At 53.0% G+C, this 18606-nt stretch carries 13 protein-coding genes; 11 read left to right on the plus strand and 2 right to left on the minus strand.

What is annotated here, in order from left to right:
• The first annotated feature begins 24 nt into the window (after positions 1-24).
• From JI741_RS04435 to JI741_RS04450, 4 genes are all read left to right on the plus strand, one after another.
• Positions 25-1323, plus strand: coding sequence for an acetylxylan esterase (locus JI741_RS04435; RefSeq protein ID WP_202007765.1), 1299 nt, complete (start codon positions 25-27; stop codon positions 1321-1323).
• Positions 1324-1346: 23 nt separating this feature from the next.
• Positions 1347-3635, plus strand: a complete 2289-nt coding sequence (locus JI741_RS04440) for a patatin-like phospholipase family protein (RefSeq protein ID WP_202007767.1) — start codon at positions 1347-1349, stop codon at positions 3633-3635.
• 51 nt (positions 3636-3686) lie between these two features.
• A complete protein-coding gene (locus JI741_RS04445) occupies positions 3687-7139 on the plus strand; it encodes an AsmA family protein (protein WP_202007769.1) in 3453 nt (1150 codons plus the stop codon).
• Positions 7140-7432: 293 nt separating this feature from the next.
• On the plus strand, positions 7433-8881 hold the full coding sequence (locus JI741_RS04450) for an amino acid permease (RefSeq protein ID WP_202007770.1): 1449 nt from the start codon (positions 7433-7435) through the stop codon (positions 8879-8881).
• An 83-nt stretch (positions 8882-8964) separates the two neighbouring features.
• Here the strand turns inward: JI741_RS04450 and JI741_RS04455 are convergent, their stop codons facing one another.
• Both JI741_RS04455 and JI741_RS04460 read right to left on the minus strand, forming a co-directional pair.
• Entirely contained in the window at positions 8965-11079 is a 2115-nt protein-coding gene (locus tag JI741_RS04455) for a S9 family peptidase (protein ID WP_202007772.1), read from the minus strand.
• 157 nt (positions 11080-11236) lie between these two features.
• Positions 11237-12130 (minus strand): LysR family transcriptional regulator, encoded by an 894-nt coding sequence (locus JI741_RS04460; protein WP_236675862.1) that lies wholly within the window; start codon positions 12128-12130, stop codon positions 11237-11239.
• Between the two features lie 141 nt (positions 12131-12271).
• Here JI741_RS04460 and JI741_RS04465 point away from each other — a divergent pair, with 141 nt between their 5' ends.
• The 7 genes from JI741_RS04465 (at position 12272) to JI741_RS04495 (ending at position 18600) form a co-directional block, all read left to right on the plus strand.
• Entirely contained in the window at positions 12272-12676 is a 405-nt protein-coding gene (locus JI741_RS04465; RefSeq protein WP_202007774.1) for a rhodanese-like domain-containing protein, read from the plus strand.
• 140 nt (positions 12677-12816) lie between these two features.
• Positions 12817-13620, plus strand: a complete 804-nt coding sequence (locus tag JI741_RS04470) for an SDR family NAD(P)-dependent oxidoreductase (RefSeq protein WP_202007776.1) — start codon at positions 12817-12819, stop codon at positions 13618-13620.
• Between the two features lie 72 nt (positions 13621-13692).
• The gene (locus tag JI741_RS04475) at positions 13693-14508 is read left to right on the plus strand and encodes an RNA polymerase sigma factor (RefSeq protein ID WP_202007778.1); all 816 of its coding nucleotides are present in this window, start codon (positions 13693-13695) and stop codon (positions 14506-14508) included.
• 298 nt (positions 14509-14806) lie between these two features.
• A complete protein-coding gene (locus tag JI741_RS04480) occupies positions 14807-15364 on the plus strand; it encodes an RNA polymerase sigma factor (protein WP_202007780.1) in 558 nt (185 codons plus the stop codon).
• Complete coding sequence (locus tag JI741_RS04485; protein ID WP_202007782.1) at positions 15357-17144, plus strand: outer membrane beta-barrel protein; 1788 nt, start codon at positions 15357-15359, stop codon at positions 17142-17144. The genes JI741_RS04480 and JI741_RS04485 overlap by 8 nt, the downstream gene beginning before the upstream one ends.
• Positions 17145-17153: 9 nt before the next feature.
• Positions 17154-17966, plus strand: a complete 813-nt coding sequence (locus JI741_RS04490) for a SprB repeat-containing protein (RefSeq protein WP_202007785.1) — start codon at positions 17154-17156, stop codon at positions 17964-17966.
• A gap of 88 nt (positions 17967-18054) precedes the next feature.
• Complete coding sequence (locus tag JI741_RS04495) at positions 18055-18600, plus strand: YceI family protein (protein ID WP_202007787.1); 546 nt, start codon at positions 18055-18057, stop codon at positions 18598-18600.
• The last annotated feature ends 6 nt before the right edge of the window (positions 18601-18606 follow it).

Here is an 18606-nt window from a genome sequence, read left to right on the forward strand (position 1 = left end):
GGAAAATAACAATCATCCCGACCCATGAGAAAAAACTATATCTCCCTCCTTCTATTATTTGTGCTCTGCGCGGGCACCGCCTTGGCGCAACCCGCCGAACGACTCATCAAAGTGTTGGTAGCACCCAACCACAGCGACTGGACTTACAAGAACGGCGAGAACGTGAAGTTTGATGTGACCGTGCTGGAGAACAGCAACCCGTTGAAGAACGTGAAAGTGTATTACGAAATCGGCCCTGAAAAAATGACGACGGTCAAAAAAGATTCGGCGCTGCTGAAAGACGGCAAGCTGACGCTGGACGGCGGAACCCTGAAGAGCGCCGGTTTTCTGCGCTGCACGGTGACGGCAATCGTGGATGGTGTGAGCTATCGCAACCTGGCCACCGCAGGCTTTGAACCATTGACCCTTAAACCTACCGTTGAACTTCCCGCCGACTTTGTGCAGTTCTGGGATAAGGCAAAAACCGAACTGGCTACCGTGCCGATGGATGCGCGTCTCACCCTGTTGCCCGAACGTTGCACCGAAACGGTGAACGTCTATCATGTGAACCTTCAGAACTATGCGAAGGGCACACGCCTCTATGGCATTTTGTGCGTGCCCAAAAAAGAAGGCAAGTATCCGGCATTGCTGAAAGTTCCGGGTGCCGGCGTGCGGCCCTACAACGGCGATGTGGTGATGGCCGACAAGGGCGTGATCGTGTTCGAGATCGGCATCCACGGCATTCCTGTGAACATGGACCCTGCCGTGTATACATCGCTGGGCAACGGCGCTTTGAAGGGCTATCAAAACTACAACCTCGACGACCGCGACCGCTTCTATTACAAACGTGTTTACCTCGGTTGCGTACGCGCCAATGATTTTATTGTGAGCCTGCCCCAATTCGACGGCACACATCTGGCGGTGAGCGGCGGCAGCCAGGGAGGCGCCTTGTCGGTGATCACGGCCGCGCTTGATCCGCGCGTGAAATGTCTCGGAGCATTCTATCCGGCATTGTGTGATGTGACTGGCTATCTGAAAAATCGCGCCGGTGGATGGCCGCATTATTTTGACACGAACAACATCGCGTTCAACAACAAGAAAGAAAAAATTGAAACGTGTGGGTATTATGATGTGGTGAATTTCGCGAAGCAGCTGAAACAGCCGGCGTGGTTTAGCTGGGGCTTTAATGACGAAACCTGTCCGCCCACATCGATGTATGCCGCCTACAATTCTGTGACAGCACCCAAATCTCTGTTGCTGGCGTTGGAAACCGGTCACTGGACCTATCCGGAGCAGCAGGAAAAAATGACGGCGTGGCTTCTGGAGAAACTGACCGCACACTGACACCTCTTTAAAACCCGGGGGTAATGCACTATCTTTCGTACATGACCCCCCGGCTTCTCTTTCTCTGTTGTTTGATGACGACCGTCATGGCCACCGTTGGCTATGGACAAGGCGCGCGCCGCCCCAAGATTGGGGTGGTGCTTAGTGGCGGGGGTGCCAAAGGCATGGCCCACATCGGCGTGCTGAAGACCCTGGAGGAAGCCGGCATTCGCCCCGACTACATTACCGGCACCAGCATGGGCAGCATCGTGGGCGGCCTCTACGCCATCGGCTATTCGGCCGACGACCTGAAAGAAATCGTGACGGCCATCGATTGGGATGGCGTGCTCACCAACAAGATTCCCCTCGACGAAATCGCCATCGAAGAAAAGCCCTACTATGGCCGCTACATCCTGGAACTTCCGCTGCAGAAGAAACTGAAAGTGGGTCTGCCCGGCGGCATCATTGAAGGCGAGATTCTGGACGAGTTGTTGTTTGACCTCACGCGACCCGTGCACGACATCGACGACTTCCGTCAATTTCCCATCCCGTTTTCGTGTGTGGCCACCGACATCTCTACGGGTCAACCCGTCGTGCTCCATAAAGGCAACCTCGCCCAAAGCCTGCGCGCCAGCATGGCCATCCCCACCGTCTTCACACCCGTGGAGATCAACGACACGCTGCTGGTGGACGGCGGACTGGTCCGGAATTTTCCGGTGCAGGAAGTGATCGACATGGGGGCCGACATTGTGATTGGTGTGTTCGTGAGCAGCGACCTGAACAAAAAAGAAAAACTAAAGAACTTTATCGCCATACTTTTTCAATCGTCGTGGGTGCTGAGCGCGTATGACACGCGGAAGCAAAAAGAAAAAGTGGACTATTATGTAGAACCCGAACTCGGCGCCTACAGCACGGGCAGCTTCAAAGATTCGAAGGCCATTATTGATCTCGGGTTGGCGATGGGGCAAAAACTTATGCCGCGCTTCCGCAAGCTGGCCGACTCACTGAACGCCTTTGGGCCGCAAGCTACCCTGCAACGTCCTGTGTTGCGCGATGCCTACGTGATCGGCGAGATTCGGGTGGAGGGAAATGAAACGATATCGACCGACCTCATCAAAGGAAACCTGCGCATCGAAAACAACTCCACGGTGTTTGCGCATGAAATTGAAAGCCGGATTGAACTGCTCTATGGCACGGGCTACTTCAACACCATTGGCTACCAACTCAAAAAACAAAACGACCGCTACGACCTCGTGGTGAATGTGGCCGAAGCACCCACCGGAAAAATAAAAGCGGCCGTGCACTACGACACCGAAAACAAGGCGGGCGTGAATCTGAACGTGACGCTGCGCAACTTCCTGTTGCCGGCCTCGCGCGCCATTGTGGAAATTGACCTGGCCGAGTTTCCACGAGCCAATCTCAACTACCTGAAATACATCGGCCGGAAACAAAATGCTGCGGGCATGTTCAACGGTGTGTTCAGCAGCTTCTCTCCCGCCGTGAAAGGCGCCGATTCTAAAAGCGAACTCTATACCATCCATCAATATGCACTCACCGGAACGTTGTTTGCCACAGCCGTGAGCAACCGGACCATTGGCCTCAACCTGACCCAGAACTTTATCGACCTGAAACCCAAGATTGCCGACCCGTTCACGTTGAACATCCAGTACATTAAGAGCTCTGCCACCGATGTGCAGCTTTTTGTTCAGCACAACAATCTTGAACGTCCATTCTATCCCCGAAAAGGCGGGAAGGGATTTGTTACGCTCACACAATACTTCAACCCGTCCAGCAAAATAGCCTATCGCGACGACAGCATTCAGTTTGCCACCCGAGCCACACAGCCTTCGTTTTTGCAGGTGGATGTGGGCTACCTGAAAATTCTTCCGGTGCACAAGCGCCTCTCCATCATCGCCGACTCGCACCTGGCGTGGTCTAACATCGCAAGCGACCAGCTTCAAACTTCGGTGATTGGCTACACCTACCTCGGTGGTTTCAGACCCCGCATTGTGAACTCGCATGCTTTCTATGGCGCCGGCAACTTTGACTATTCGCTGACGAGCTACTTCCTGGCCAAGCTCGATGTGCAATGGCAACTGACCTCGCATGTATTTTTCACCGCCGGTGCAAACTACGTCACCATCGAACATCCCATGGACTGGTTTCAAGACACATATCAACCGAACGGCGATTTGCTGGGAACGTTGTGGCGATTGGGCTATGGGGCATCGTTGGGCTACAACAGTCCCATCGGTCCGATATCCGTATCCGCGACCCTGGACAGTGAGAAGAAAACCCTGCTCGGAAATTTCAGCCTTGGTTTCTTTTTCTAAAAAACACGCAGCACAAAAAATAGATTATTCTTAATATCAAATTCTCTCGTTATGAAAAAGAAAATCATCCTGGTGGCGTCGATCGTGATCGTCCTTGTGGTGATTTCTGTGGTGGCTTTTCGCTATTATAACCTCATCAACTTTAAAGATTCGCTCACCGAACTGGTAGAAACTAAAACACACGGGCAATACAAATTGGTGATCGGCAAGGCAAAAATGGATTTGTCGAAGCTTCATTTTGAGCTGAAGAATGTGTCGCTGGTGAAAACGGAGAAGGCCGATGCAAAAGGTGTGGAGTCGGTAACGATACCCCTGGTGGAAGCCGAAGCCGGATCGCTCCGGTCGTTGCTGCGCACGGGACAGATGGTGATTGAAAAACTAGCCATCGAAGAGCCCGTACTGAAAATGACGGCGGGCAGTCCCGACAGCACACAACACCGCGAGCAGGTGGCCCACAGCCTTGTAAAAATTTTCCCCGCCATTGAAGCCGTGCTGGACAAGTTTCTCATCAAGTCGTTCACCCTCCGGCGCGGAGCCGTGCACATTGAGAAAGAAGGACAGCACATGATCAGCCTGAGCCTTATCGACTTCATGGTGCGCGACTGGAACATGAAGCAGCTCAGCGACAGCAGCCAGATACGCCTGAACCTGAAAGGCCAGCAAATGATGTTTGGGAAAACTAACCTCTCGTTTTCTGAAATTGAATTTAAATATCCCGAACACTTTCTGGAATTTCACGACCTCGTGCTGGAATCGGCCGACACGGTGAGCCATTCAAAAATCAAGATCGAAGGAAAGTCGGTGCTCATTCAGGGGCTGGATTACCAGGAGCTTTATGCCCACCAGCGCTACAAGCTGAAGAAGATTCACATTCAGCAACCCCGCATCACCGGCAGCCTGCACCTGGATGGCAAAGCCCACAAGGTGAAACATCCGATTAAGGAAATTCTGGAGCAAGTGTTTGGAGAAGCGCATCTTGACAGCGCCATTCTGTCGGACGCCGACATTGACCTCACGTTGCATCATTACAAGGACTCTATCAAAACACACTTGCCGCACGTGGACCTGGCCCTCAGCAATTTTGAGGTGCGCCCCGACACATCGTCGCTGCTGGTGGATGGTTTGCGAATAGACCTGAACGAAACGTCTATCAAACTCAACAACAACGTGACACTGCACTGCGACGACCTGTTGTTTTTGCGCGGCCACTTTCTTTCCATCACACACGCCACCCTGGTGGACAATGCCGCCAACAAAGTGTTTATGGAATGCGAACGCGTGGACGTGAGCCGGTTTGGGCTGATCGACTTTGTGTTTAGCCGGAAGCTTCACCTCGCATCGCTCACGCTCGAAAATGCCGACATCACCATCACTCCACACTACCTCAACCTGTTCCCGAAATTATCGGCTGCCCGCCGCGACACCACACAAACCAAAAAGAAAACCCTCGACATGAACATCGGTGGCCTGCACGTGAAGCACGCCAACATCCGCTATGCCGACGGCAAAAAAAACATGATTCTGAAAGATGCCAGCCTCGATGTGGGCGCGTTCACCGACGTTTCGTTGTCGACGCTGAGGTCGAAGCTCGCCTATTTCCGCGCCGGCAGTGTGTTGTATGACAACCCAAAAGACAGCACGCACCTTCAGGTGAAGGGCCTTCTGCTATCGAAAACCAGGCTCTCCCTTGGCGCGTTGGATTTGAAGTGGAAGACCTTTATGGCCGTGGGCCAGTCGCTTAGCATCAACGACTATGTGTTTGATACCGAAGCACTGGGTCGTGTGGAATCGAAAACGATACGCATCGAGTCGCTGGCCGTGAAAGGACGATTGCCCGCAGGCAAGGTGCACAAACCGGCGACACCAAAAAAAAATATATCGCTCGTGGTGAACGACGTCCAGATCGGGAAACTGGAAGCCGACGTGCACATGAAAGACCAGCACATCGCCTTCAACGCCAAAGAGCTTTCGGGCCGGGGCATCCGTTTTCAGGAAGGCAAAATGCACTACCAGCACGTGATTGGGCGCATCGACAACATCCACTATCAGAAACCGGAAACAGACGTGCGTGTGGCCTCGATGGACTTCGACTTCTTTGGCAAGAGCCGCATCACCAACGCAAAGGTGCACCACAAAAATCACGACATCGCATTGACGTCGGCCATGCTGGGTGAAATTAAACTGGAAGACCATGCCACCACCGTTGCGTATGTGACGCTGGCAGGCACCACCGTGCAACAGGATGACCAACCTCTGTTCACGACCGACAGCGTGTCGCTTCGAGGCATCGTTCTGCCGCATGAAAAATCGCCGCACATCGGCGCGATGTTTGTCTATCGACCAATCATTCACCTCCACGCGCCGTCGCCTGCAAAAAAAGAAAAAACCAAATCATCAAAACCGCTGTCAACCGATGTGGTCGACAAGTTCGCGGCGTACGACGGCACCCTGACTACCGCCAAAGGCCAGACGTTTCGCTTCACCAAACTGCACGGCAGTCTGACCACGCCACACCGCAGTGTGCGTCTCGAAGGCGGCAAGTTCGACACCGAGAAGGCCGTGCTCCGTGTAGACGGACTGGATGTGGAAGAAAACAAGATCGCGGTAAAACTATTCACCATCACCCCACAAGATGCGTATGTGAAGAACCTGAACGTGTCAGCAAGTTTGTTGACTGGCGAATTGCACGATATCGCCCTCACCGGCTTTAACCTCGACAGCCTGCTGGAGCGGAAGAAGCTGGTGGCGCAGGCCATGAATGTGGACCGGTTTGCACTGCACATCAGCAAAGACAAACAGTTGCCCAGCGGAACGTTGAAAGATAAACCGTTTTTACTTCACGAAATGATGTCGCCAGCGGTGCACGTGAAGCAACTGAACGTGCGTGAAGGCTTTATACAATACCGCGAAACATCCGACAAGACCCACCGCGAGGGCGTGGTGGAACTTCACAAAATAAACCTCGCCGCCACCAGCCTTGGCCCCGACAACTATCTATCGGACGGCATGGTACTGAATGCCTCCACGCGTCTCTACGACAAAGGTGAAATCAATCTGAAATACACGTACCTCTCGCCCACCCAATTTGGCTTGAAGGTAGACCTGAAACCTTTCGACCTCACGGTGCTAAACCAGATCATCGTTCCCGCCCAGGCCCTGGAAATAAGGTCGGGCTACCTCGAAGGCCTGCAGTTCGATGTGATTGCCGATCGCAACAAGGCTGTGGGCAATGCCACGATGAGCTATAAAAATCTGCACCTCGAAATATTTTCAAAGAACGATCCCGAGAAGAAAAATCTCGGCAGCAGTTTGCTCACGCTGCTGGCCGATGGCATTGTGTTGAGACATAACAAGGAAAACGCAACGGCGCCGATAGAGCAGGAGCGCATCGCCACAAAATCGGTGTTCAGCTATTGGGTGAAGATTGCCACACACGGCGCCATGAACGTGGTGCGTCATGGCAAGAGCCGCAAGAATGTGGCCGCGGCATCCGGAAAGAAATAAACGAAACGTGCGCGCTCGCATAGGGTGATCTTTTTCAGGAGTGCGACCTATCTATCTAACCCATAGACCAGCCTCTGAATTACGCTGACATTCCCCCAGCTGGGGCGGCATGGGACCATTATTTTTTGTGGCGGTTAGCCAGAAATGAAACATTTGGTTTACTTTGTGAGCAACGCAAATTGGAACTTCGGGCCAACACCGCATGGACGCAAACGGGCTGGCCGTGGCGGGTTCAGGCCCGGGCAGACGCGAAAAAGCGGTTTGCAGTTGCTACGGCTACAAAACTCATTAACATGGCAAATATCTGGATTAGAAAACCGCTTCAGCAATTGATGCAGGAAACGACTGACAAGGCTGTTGGCCTGCGGCGGACTTTGGGAAGATTCAACCTCATCATGCTCGGCGTGGGCGGCATTATCGGCGCCGGCATCTTTGTGCTCACCGGCCAGGCGGCGGCTAACTATGCCGGGCCGGCCATCATCGTTTCGTTTGTGGTGGCGGGCGTTGCCTGCGGATTTGCCGGACTTTGTTATGCCGAATTTGCCTCGATGATCCCCATTGCGGGAAGTGCCTACACCTATGCCTATGCTACCCTCGGTGAATTTATCGCCTGGATCATTGGATGGGATTTGATATTGGAATACCTCTTCGGCGCAGCCACTGTGGCTGTGGGTTGGTCGGGCTACATCGTGAGTTTTCTCAAAGACTTTGGCATCGTGATTCCCGAACGACTATGCAACGCGCCATTCATCTACGACACCGCGACGCACGAGTGGATACAAACGGGCAGCCTGGTGAACTTCCCCGCCATGTTCATCATCGCCGTCATCACCGTGTTGCTGGTGATCGGTATCCGCGAGTCGGCGAACTTCAACAACGTAATTGTGGTCATCAAAGTAACGGTGATCCTGCTGTTCATCGGCTTCGGCCTCAGCTATGTGTCAATGGACAACCTGCACCCGTTCATTCCTGAGAACACCGGCGTGTTCGGCAAGTTTGGATGGAGCGGCGTCTTCCGCGCCTCGGGCATTGTGTTCTATGCCTATCTCGGCTTCGACGCCGTGTCGACTGTGGCACAGGAAGTGAAGAACCCGCAACGCGACATGCCGTGGGGTATTCTCGGATCGCTCATTGTGTGCACGGTGCTCTACATCACCGTAGGCTTTGTGATGACGGGCATGGTTTCCTACACCGAACTGAACACCGCTGCTCCCATTGCCGTGGCCGTTGACTCAGCAGGCAGTGCCTTGCAGTGGCTGAGAACACCGATCAAGATTGGCGCTATCGCCGGTTTGAGCTCGGTAATCCTTGTGATGCTGATCGGTCAGTCGCGCATCTTTTTCTCCATGGCCAACGATGGCCTCTTGCCCAAGAGCTTTGGCAAAACACACTCGAAATTCAAAACGCCCTACATCACCACCATCGTCACCGGCGGTTTGGCCATGATCATCACCGGCTTGTTTCCCATCAACCTGCTGGGCGAACTGGTATCGATCGGCACCTTGCTCGCCTTCGTGCTGGTGTGTGCCGGCGTGCTGATGCTGCGCTACAAGAGCCCCGAAATACCACGTCCGTTCAAAACACCATTTTTCCCCGCAGTGCCCATCCTGGGTATCCTCACATCCCTTGGCGTGATGGCTACATTGCCCGGCGACACCTGGATTCGTTTGATTGCTTGGATGGCCATTGGTGTGGTGATTTACTTCACGTATAGTATTAAGAAGAGTAAGCTCAATAATTAGTATTGAGTCTTTAGTCTTTAGTCCTGAGTATCGAGTGTTCAATAGTAGTACTCAATACTCAGGACTAAAGACTATAGACCAAACTACGGCTTCAGATACTTCACAAAAAACTCCGCCGTCGCCCTGTCGATCTTCACCGCGTTTGAATATTTCATCCAGTGATGCGTGTCGTCAACAACCACCAGGGTTTCTAAGGGAACACCTTTCTTCTCCAGGCGCACCACCAGGTCGGTGCTTTGATTGAAACGCACATTGCGGTCATCGTCGGCGTGGATGATGAGCACGGGCGATGTCCAGGTGGAAACATAGGCGACCGGCGATGATTGCCATGCCACATCCTTGGCGCGCTGAAAGTCGGGAATCTTTTCGTAGTGGTCGTCGCGGGCATCGAAATCTCTGGCCGTAATAAAATCGTGCACGCCGTGAATGTCTACGCCGGCGGTAAACAATTTTGAGTCACGGGCCAGCGCAAGGGCCGTGAGAAAGCCGCCATAGGAGCCGCCATAAATACCGATGCGCGATGGATCTACGTTAGGTTGTTTGCTCAACCATTCGCCCGCTGCTTTCACATCGAGGTATTCCGATGCTCCGGATGCACCGGCGCGTGCCGGCTGATGAAAATCAAATCCATAACCAATGCCAAGCCGATAGTTTACCGACACCACCACAAACCCCAGGCTGGCGAGGTATTGATTGAGCGCATAGGCATTTGAATAATATTCAGAATAATGCCACCCCAACAACATCTGTCGTGGTGGTCCGCCGTGCACATACACAATGGCAGGCTTCTTTGCGACACCCGATGGCGGCGTGAACACATCGGCATGCACCGTCGCACCATCGCTTGCCGTGAACGTCACCTTGGAAGGCGTCACCAATTTATTGAGCGGAAAATCTTTTGGTATCAGATCGGCAGCCAGCGGTTGCATGCGTTTGGTTGCCCCCAGCAACGGCATCACTACGGGAAGCGGCGGACGTTGGGCGGTTGCGCCAATGCACGCAAGCGTGGCACCATCGCCGGTGATGACGGGTGTCCACTCCAGGCCATTGCCAGGTGTCAACACTTCGGGCGCAGCGCGATCCACGGGCACGCGCACAATGTGGCGACGGTCGAGATCGAGCGCATCGGGGCCGGTGTTGGCGCTGAACGTGAGCCATTTTTTGTCGGCACTCAGGCGAATGTGTTCTGCCATGAAGTTGCCGGGGGTGAGCAACATTTCCTTACCACCTTGCGCTGGGATGGAGTATAGATGCGGCCATCCGTCGTGGTAGGAAAGAAACACCACGCGGTTGCTGGCACCCCAATGCAGGTTGGTGCCTCCGTGTGTGGTGGGAAGCGAACCTCGCAGTGTTTTAGGCGCAGCCCAAAGCAATGATGCTTTGCCCGACGCAGCATCGGCCACCCACAGCGACCAAGGGTTGTGCCGGCGCGTGAGCAGGGAGTCGGGCGTGCCGCCTGGTGACGGCAGGCGTACAAAAACAAGTTTCGAACCATCGGGCGACCAACGTGGTGAGCGATCGCGCGCGAAGGCCGGGGCGATCCATTGCAGTGGCGTGGCAGCGTCTTTGAACACACCAACAAGTGCATGATCGCCGCGCGTCGTCACAAACGCCAGCCGGCTTCCATCGGGCGACCACTGAAGATCGCTCACGGTGCCGCGTGTGGTGAACAAATTTTTCGACGCGGCCGATCCATCGATGGGCACCGTGTGCACCTGATCGCTCTTCACAAACACCACCACATCGCTCTTTGGCGACAGTGCGGGGTCGTCGCCTTCGGCCAGTGTCTTTGCTTCGCCACCTGCAAAGGGGATGCTGATGAGCTGCACCTTCAACGGCTCTGCGGCAAACGCCGGGTTCACGGGCAACGCTCCGTCCCAGTTGGAACCATGTTCGCCACCCCGCACATAGACCACCCACTGGCCATCTGCAGAAATCGACAGGCTTGTGATTTCCTGTGCATCATCGGCGGTGTAGTGTGTGAGCCTGCGCGGTTTAAAATCGGGCCCTTCGGCCACATACACGTTGCGCTTCCCCTGCTCGTCTACAGCCCACGCTATTTTGGAACCACTTGATGAAGCGGTCAGCTCGGTGGGAAAGGGATAGGATTTTACAGATTCAAGCGTGAAAGACTGGGCATTGCCCATGCGACACACAGCCAGGAGGATGGCGAGTTTCGGAAAGAAATATTTTGCCATGCGGGTTCAGGGATAAGATCAAATCCAAGATAACAGGAAATGAAATGATCATCCAGCGCAGGAACAGGTTGATGCGGATTTATTTTATGAAAGGAAAGCAACCCGGCACACGGCACGGCGGAATCGTTGACGAGGACACCCTTCTTTTTGCTGACTACTACAACTCAATTTCTTCTTTCAGGAATTTAATAAAGTACTCATAGTATTCGGGGCGTTCCGGATGGTTGAGGATGGCTGCGTACTGCTGGCGATGCAGGCCTTCGGGGGTGACACGCACCGTGCGCAGCGCAGGGTGTGTGAGGTAGGGTTTCAATGCCCAACGCGCCATCACCAGCACGCCCATGTCGGCCTTCACCATTTCTACCGAAGCCTCTGTTAGCGGAAGAATGGTGAGGTTGGCGGGTTGCACACAGGCGGGACTTAGCACCCGCTGATACACGGTGACAGTGCTCAAGGGCTCGGAGTGGATGATCAGATTTTCGGTTTCGAAGTCGCTCGCCACCACAAATTCTTTTTTTGTCCACGGGTGTGACTCAGGCACCAGGGCCAGCATCTCGTCCTGGAACAGCTCTATGTACTCAATCTTATCGTTCACGATGGGATCGCACGTGATGGCCAGGTCGATTTCACCTTGCAGCAATTTCTGTATGGGGCGGTGTGTTGCCTCGAACGCAATCTTCACATTGATGTTCGGAAAGTCGACGTTGAATTTTTTGAGCACGGCCGGCACCCAGTGATAGCTGGTATAGCATTCGGTGCTCATACGGATGGTGCCCGTTTCGCCCTTGATGAGCTGCTTCACTTCGCGCTCGATCTTGTCCATCTCCTGCAGCACGGCATAGGCCGACGCGAGTATCTTTTCACCCACATCGGTGAGCACAAGCTTCTTGCCGATGCGATGAAAGATCTTGGCGCCCACCTGCAATTCGGCTTCACGCAACTGGTGACTGAGGGCACTGGGGGTAAGGTGAAGTTTATCGATGGCGTTGGCGATGCTGCCTTCTTCTACAATGGCTTTGATGAGGCGCAGGTGACGGATTTCCAGGTTCATGTGCTAAAATTACGATTCCCCTAAACGTAAAGAACACCTGGCTAGCCTGAATATTTTTCACCATCAGCCCTCTTTTATTTCACTTTTCCTGCACGGTAGTCCAACCTACTTTTGAGAAATCACCAAAACTCAAACACTGCCATGAACGAACAACTGAAGCATTACCAGGACAAACTAGCCTTCGAAATTGACTCGGCCGATGTAGCCGATTTTTTTAGCCGCCCGTCCGCCACCGAGAAGCTGGTGGTGATCGATGCCCGGGGCAACGATGCCTTTCAACACGAACACATTCCAGGCGCCATCAGCTTTCCACACCGCACCATGAACGCCGACACGGTGAAAACCCTCGACAAAGACACAACCTATGTTACCTACTGCGACGGCATCGGTTGCAATGCATCTACCAAAGGCGCGCTGAAGCTGTCGACCTACGGCTTTAGGGTGAAAGAACTGATGGGCGGCCTCGACTGGTGGAAACGCGATGGCTACTCTACCGAAGGCCTAGCCGGCGTGGAACGGAACATGAGTGTTCAATGTGCTTGCTAGGAACAACTTTCTGAACAACCAGCCCTCCTCCCTGCCAGGACGGGCGTCTTCAATAGATGCCTGTCCTTTCTTTTTGTGGGTTGTTTCGCCTTCGATCGTTTTGCAGCGCTCAACCGTCTAAAAGGGAAACATCATACAACATGAAAAATTTAACGAACAAGGTAGCGGCCGTCTTTGCCGCCTCGGGCGAGATTGCCGGCGTGGTGGCGAAAGCCTTTGCGCAACATGGTGCAAAAGTTTATGTGTCAGCTCGAAAGGCAGAAGCGGCCATGGCGCTGGCCGACGAAATAAATCAACAGGGCGGCCAAGCCGAAGCCGCTGCAGTAGATGCCCTGAATGAAAACGAGGTGGACAAACACCTGGCGCACATTGCGCAAACTAACGGTTCGCTCGATGTGGTGTTCAATGGCATCGGACTGAACATCGCCGAGATAGGAGGAGGTCTGCCCACTACGCAACTTCCTTTGGAACACTTTCTGAAAACCTTTGAAGTGCATTGTGGCTCACAGTTCCTAACCTCGCGACTGGCCGCGAAACACATGATTGCCTGCCAGGCCGGTGGCACCATTCTCACCCTCACGGCGGCCTTGTCGCGACTGAAACTCCCTTTCACTTCCGGCAGCACAGCGGCGTGCTGTGCCATTGAAGGCCTGACGCGCGTGATGGCGGCCGAATTTGGAAAACACGACATCAAGGTGATTTGCCTCAACGTCGCCGCGCTGCAAGAGACGCGCAGAATAAAAGAAGTGAACCTGTGGAATGGCCGCATGCTGGGAATGGAAGCCGCTGATGTGGCCACGCGGTCAACACAATTTAACCTTCTGAAAACCGGAGTCACCCTCCAGCACGTGGGCGAGGTGGCGGCCTGCCTGGCTTCGGACTATGGCGTCACTTTCAACAGCCATATTGTGGATGTGGATTGTGGAAGATCCAACGTAATCTGAATATATTGAAGGGCCGGACGGCTGCGAAGGCCCTTCACCACACACAACATTGTCAACACCAAAATTGACGCTATGGAAAACGACCCGCTCCTGGACCGCGCGCTACAAGGTGACATCAACGCGTTTCAAACCTTGTTCGCTGTGTTTCAGCCTTCTTTAAAATCCTACCTCTATCGCCTGCTCACCAACCGCGACGATGTGGACGATGTGACGCACGACACCTTCATTAAGGCTTTCGATAAAAGAGCAACCTTTCAGCGCCATGCCTCCCTGAAGACCTGGGTGTTTAAGATCGCCACAAACCTGGCCTACGATCATCTGCGAAAACTGAACCGCTGGCCCGTCGACGCGCAAGACCAGGGCGAACGCCTGGCAAAAAGCTCACCCGAAATCATCCAGACGTTTCGACACATCCATCGCACAGCGGCCAGTGGCAACTATGAAATGAAAGAACACATCGACTTTTGTTTCACCTGCATTTCAAAAACACTGGTGATCGAAAAACAGGTTGCGCTTATTCTGAAAGACATCTACGATTTTCCCGTCAAGGAAATTGCCAGCATCCTCGACAAAACCGAAGGCGTGGTGAAGCATCTGCTTGTGGAGTCGAGAAGCACCATGAGCGAAATTTTTGAACACCGGTGCGCACTCATCAACAAAGAAGGTATTTGCCATCAGTGCAGCGAAATGAACGGCATCTACAATCCCAAGCACGATCAACACCAACAACGCATGGCCCTAATGCCCGACCATACCGACGTGGCCGATCGCGAAGCGCTCTATACATTGCGGGCTGCGTTGGTGAAGGCCATTGATCCGCTTCACAGCAGCGGCACCGACTTGCAGGACGCGCTCATGCAATGTACCCGCAGGGCCATCGGAGAATAGACCACTTTCTAGTTCCTTTAGTTGGCTTGATTGTCAACAATCCGGCACCGTCACGCTATTCGTTACGTATTTTTTTCTCCGACGCACGTCCATAAAGCCTTACCTTTGTGATGACGACATTGTGCGATTCGCTCTAAAAACATCTCTTGTTTTGAACCGGCAACGTTGGCATGAAAGGAATTTTGACCTATGGCCAGGTGGCTTCCGAGCGAAATGCCCGGAAGACGCAAATTAAGTGTCGTGGCGCAGGCAACCTTTTCTTGAAACGCTCCGTCTTGGGAGGAAATTTAAAAATTACTTGGAAGACCCTTCACAGCTAACGGCCATCATCCAGGGCTGCCTTAACGGCAGCCGCGAAGCCCAGAAGATGCTTTACCAGCATTACTATGGCTATGCGATGAGCGTTTGTCTGCGCTATTCACAAACCCGCGAAGAGTCGAAAGAAATTCTGAACGACGGGTTTATGAAGGTGTTTACGCGGCTCAGCCTTCGCGACGAAAAAAGCGCGTTCAAGTTCTGGCTGCGGAAGATCATGATCAATGCCGCCATCGATCATTATCGAAAACACAACAAACACTATCATCACGCCGACGCTGCGGAGTCTATGGCGTGGATGCCCTCTACACAAGACGACGCCATTGGTGAGCTTTCGCATGCCGAGCTGATTGAAATGGTGCAACAGTTGTCGCCGGCCTATCGCGCCGTGTTCAACCTGTTTGTGATTGACGGCTACACACACGAAGAGATTGCCATTCAACTCGACATCACAGTAGGCACTTCAAAGTCGAACCTGTTTAAAGCACGGGAACACCTGAAGGCCATGTTTAAAAAAAATAATATCAAGCGGTATGCCTAACGTTAACGACAACGAATTCGACAAGCTCTTCCAGGAGGCTGCTGCGCACATTGCGCCGGAGTTCGACCCGGAAGACTGGGACCGGCTGGCACAGCGGCTTGAACGGGAAGAAAAAGCAGCGCGCGCCAGAAGCACGTCCTTGTATGCCGTGGTGGCCCTGTTGCTGCTGTCATCGCTCGGTTCGCACTGGCAGAACGCCACCCAAAACAACGTAGGCTTTGGATGGTCGGACACACCATCGTCTGCTGCACAGGGCACATCGACAGAAGAAAAGAACGCTGACACAGACAAAACATCAATACAAATACAGTCCGAAAGTTTGCCGACCAAGGCCACACAAGATGAGAATGGAGAAAATGCAGCCGGCACCAAAAACATAATACCGGAGCAAAGCGACAAAAACGCAGCTGGCGAATCGACGGTGCAAAAGCAAAGCACTGCGTCTGTTGTAGATGCGAAGGAGACGAAAGTAACAACTGTGATTGATGGCAAGACTACGCAGGAACAAAAATCCTCAAGTCCTGGTAATGCAAACGCGCAGCAGAGGGTAGTCAATTCCACTAAAAAGTCTACATCGGATGGTTCGGCCGATTTAGCTGGAAAATCCAAAAAACTTCAATCGACAAGGCCCATCGCTTTCACCAAACAAAACGAAGCAAAGACTCAACATGAGACTACACCACGTCAGTCAACTGAGAAAAGTGCGTCTGATGATCAAGCCAAGACTCTGAACGTGAATAAGGATTCTTCACCCAACGCAAGCGCTTCTTCTACTGACTCCGGCAACGCCAGTCCAAAAACAAATCGGGCTACGGTTCAGCACAATAGTGTTGCGTTGGCATCTGCAGGTTCGCTGGCTTCGAACAAAAAACAGGTCCAGCAAAATACATCAACCGAAATAGCGCGTCCTGAAACGACCGATGCCATTCAAAAAAACGGCGCAGAAAAAACAACTGAAGCGGAGACAACCAATACCCCGATCGTGAGCGCAGCAACGCCGGCAACAACCGACCAGCCCGCTACAGCAGCGCCTGCTTTCACGAACGAACACCAGACACCGGCATCCACCAACCGACCCCTTTCTCACGAACCGATTGTGATCGACACGACAGACAAGATCGTTCCCGTTCGCCTGGCCAACGCTACCGATTCAACCGGAACCCGCGTGGTCTACGACGAAAAGAAAAACGTGACGCATCGCTGGTTCTTGAAACTACCCGTATCGCCCGACTTCAGTTCTATTAATTATGAAACACCCGGCAAGCCGGGCATAAACATCGGGCTGCTGGCGGAGTATAGTTTGTCCAGACATTTTTTCGTGAGCACAGGCGCTATCTGGTCGAAGAAAATATACGACAAAGAAAATCCTGACAAGACCTACAGCTCGGGAGGGTATTCTGCAAAAGCGAAGTCCATGCGTGGCGATTGCCGTGTGCTGGACATTCCCATAAACGTGACGTATTACATTTTCCCCGAAGCCAAAACCAGTTTGTTTGTCACGGTCGGGTCGTCGTCCTACATTATGTTGAACGAGGAGTATGTATACACGGTGTGGGCCAACCAGAGAGATTATGAGTACACCGAAAACTTTAGCAATAAAAATCGTGAATGGTTCAGCATGCTGAATATCTCGTTCGGCATTCAGCGGATGGTCGGCGAGCGATTCTTTGTGCAGGCCGAACCGTTCATTAAAGCTCCCGTGTCGGGTGTTGGAGAAGGAAAGGTAAATCTGGCAAGCACGGGAGCATTTTTTTCTTTGAAATACAGACTTAGCAAATAACTATAAACAATGACTCAAAAGACCTCTCTTTTTAAAATCGCGCTACTCCTGTTGTGTTGCTCGGGCTGCACCTACCGCACAGAATCGGATCTGGTAGATTGTGAAACCGATCACCCGGTGGTGACTCTTGAAAGCAAAACCGATCCCACGGGTTGCAACACACACGACGGCGTTATTTCACTGACCGTGACGTCGGGCACGCCTCCCTATCAGTTTAGCCTGAATGGCGGAGACTTCCAGGACGCCAACGCGTTTACCCAACTCGACGGCGGGTCTTTTACCATCGGCGTCCGTGACTTTAATGGTTGTGGACATGAAACAACGGTATCGCTGGTGGTCGCATCGAGCGATCTGGCCGCCACCGCTGCCACGGAACAAAACACCGAGTGCACTTCAGGAAACGGAACCATCACCGTGACGGCGTCGGGTTCTAACGGCCCGTTTGAATACAGGCTTGACAACGGCAGCTTTGGCACCGACAACACTTTCGTAGGATTAAAACAAGGTCTCTACAATGTGACCATAAAAGATGCTGAAGACTGTTCGCTGTCGCTTAGCACCACCGTGGGTCGTGGGCAAACCGGCATCAGCTGGAACAGCGAGGTGAAAACCATCATCGCTACCAATTGCGCCATCACCGGGTGTCACGTGAAGGGTTCGCAAAATCCCGACCTCTCTGTATTCGCTAACGTGAAAAGTAACGCCGGCAACATCAAGAGCCGCACGTCGAGTCGTGCCATGCCACCCGACGGCCGCACCATCTCACAAACAGAAATCGACAAGATTGCCTGTTGGGTAGACGACGGCGCGACGGAAAACTAAACACAACGCCAGATTCAATACACAATAAGCACCCTTAAAAAGGTGCGCTGGAAATTCCATGTCCAAAACAACCCAAATCAAATGCATCATGAACGTTAAACTCTTTCTCCTCCTGCTGTGCGTCGTGCCGGTCTTGCACGCGCAGGCCCAAAAGTTTGTCACCGAAAAAACTTCCGTCGGTTTCTATTCGCATGCCGCCATCGAAGACATCAAAGCCGAAAACCTGAAAGCATCCGGCCTGTTCGATCCGGCCACAAGCGACATTGCCTTTGTGGTGCCCATCGGCGAATTCAAGTTTGAGAAGTCGCTCATGCAGGAACACTTCAACGAAAAGTATATGGAAACCGAACGCTATCCCAAAGCCACGTTTCAGGGGAAAGTGACCGGCTTCGATGCCTCCGCCGGCGTGTCGCAACCCGTGGTGGCCAAAGGCAAGCTCACGATTCACGGCGTGACCCAAACCGTGGAAATTCCCGGCGAGCTGGAAAAGCGGGGCGATGCATTGCTCCTGAAAGCCAAGTTCGTGGTGAAGCTCGTCGACTACAAAATCGATATCCCAAAACTGTTGTGGCAAAACGTTGCCGAACAAGTGGAGGTGACGGTTCAATTTTCATTCAAACCCCAAACACTTTAGTCGCTC

It is taken from the genome of Chryseolinea lacunae (genome assembly GCF_016735595.1).
Taxonomy (GTDB): domain Bacteria; phylum Bacteroidota; class Bacteroidia; order Cytophagales; family Cyclobacteriaceae; genus Chryseolinea; species Chryseolinea lacunae.

Excerpts from the sequence above, each read along its gene's own strand:
- JI741_RS04490 (WP_202007785.1), top strand. The coding sequence starts at position 17,154 with ATGACTCAAAAGACCTCTCTTTTTAAAATCGCGCTACTCCTGTTGTGT.
- JI741_RS04460 (WP_236675862.1), bottom strand. The coding sequence starts at position 12,130 with ATGAACCTGGAAATCCGTCACCTGCGCCTCATCAAAGCCATTGTAGAA.
- JI741_RS04455 (WP_202007772.1), bottom strand. The coding sequence starts at position 11,079 with ATGGCAAAATATTTCTTTCCGAAACTCGCCATCCTCCTGGCTGTGTGT.
- JI741_RS04435 (WP_202007765.1), top strand. The coding sequence starts at position 25 with ATGAGAAAAAACTATATCTCCCTCCTTCTATTATTTGTGCTCTGCGCG.
- JI741_RS04450 (WP_202007770.1), top strand. The coding sequence starts at position 7,433 with ATGGCAAATATCTGGATTAGAAAACCGCTTCAGCAATTGATGCAGGAA.
- JI741_RS04485 (WP_202007782.1), top strand. The coding sequence starts at position 15,357 with ATGCCTAACGTTAACGACAACGAATTCGACAAGCTCTTCCAGGAGGCT.
- JI741_RS04495 (WP_202007787.1), top strand. The coding sequence starts at position 18,055 with ATGAACGTTAAACTCTTTCTCCTCCTGCTGTGCGTCGTGCCGGTCTTG.
- JI741_RS04470 (WP_202007776.1), top strand. The coding sequence starts at position 12,817 with ATGAAAAATTTAACGAACAAGGTAGCGGCCGTCTTTGCCGCCTCGGGC.
- JI741_RS04445 (WP_202007769.1), top strand. The coding sequence starts at position 3,687 with ATGAAAAAGAAAATCATCCTGGTGGCGTCGATCGTGATCGTCCTTGTG.
- JI741_RS04465 (WP_202007774.1), top strand. The coding sequence starts at position 12,272 with ATGAACGAACAACTGAAGCATTACCAGGACAAACTAGCCTTCGAAATT.
- JI741_RS04475 (WP_202007778.1), top strand. The coding sequence starts at position 13,693 with ATGGAAAACGACCCGCTCCTGGACCGCGCGCTACAAGGTGACATCAAC.
- JI741_RS04440 (WP_202007767.1), top strand. The coding sequence starts at position 1,347 with ATGCACTATCTTTCGTACATGACCCCCCGGCTTCTCTTTCTCTGTTGT.